The organism is Enterobacter cloacae complex sp. 2022EL-00981, from assembly GCF_028737495.1.
In the GTDB taxonomy this organism is placed as follows: domain Bacteria; phylum Pseudomonadota; class Gammaproteobacteria; order Enterobacterales; family Enterobacteriaceae; genus Enterobacter; species Enterobacter cloacae.
On the sequence record NZ_JAQZRK010000068.1, the window covers coordinates 1 to 884 of the forward strand.

Below are 884 nucleotides of genomic sequence, written 5' to 3' on the forward strand. Positions count from 1 at the left end.
GTAGATCCCTGCAGTGGACTGCCCCTTCTCCACAAGTGACAAACCGGACAGTATCATGGACCGGTTTTCCCGGTAACCCGCATTCACAAGGTTGGTTTCACTATGGAACAGGAACTTCACTTTATTGGTATCGATGTCTCCAAAGCTAAGCTGGATGTCGATGTGCTGCGACCTGATGGCCGTCACCGCAGCAAAAAGTTTGCTAACACCCCTAAAGGTCACAATGAGCTGCTCAGCTGGCTTCATAATCACGGCGTGGCACCAGCCCATATCTGCATGGAGGCGACCAGCACCTATATGGAAGACGCCGCGGCCTGCCTCAGTGATGCCGGTTTCACCGTCTCCATCATCAATCCTGCGCTGGGTAAAGCCTTTGCGCAGAGCGAAGGTCTGCGCAGTAAAACCGATGCTGTGGATGCCCGTATGCTGGCAGAGTTCTGCCGGCAGAAGCGCCCGGCAGCCTGGGAGGCACCGCATCCGCTGGAGCGCGCGTTACGGGCGCTGGTACTGCGGCATCAGTCCCTGACGGACATGCACACGCAGGAGCTGAACCGCCGGGAGACGGCACGGGAAGTGCAGATGCCGAGCATCGATGCGCACCTTCTGTGGCTGGAAGCGGAGCTGAAGCGACTGGAGAAACAGATAAAGGACCTGACGGATGATGACCCGGATATGAAGCACCGGCGAAAACTGCTGGACAGCATACCGGGTATAGGTGAAAAGACGTCCGCCGTGCTGCTGGCGTATGTGGGGCTGAAGGACAGGTTCGGTCAGGCGAGGCAGTTCGCGGCGTTCGCGGGGCTGACACCGCGTCAGCATGAATCCGGAAGCAGCATAAACAGGGCAAGCAGGATGAGTAAGGCAGGACATGTCTCGCTTCGCAG

At 58.0% G+C, this 884-nt stretch carries 1 protein-coding gene; it reads left to right on the top strand.

Annotated features, from left to right (window positions below; genetic code table 11):
* Positions 1–102 precede the first annotated feature (102 nt).
* Positions 103–884: IS110 family transposase (locus PUZ33_RS25120; protein ID WP_252107909.1), on the top strand; the 782-nt coding region annotated here is incomplete at its 3' end.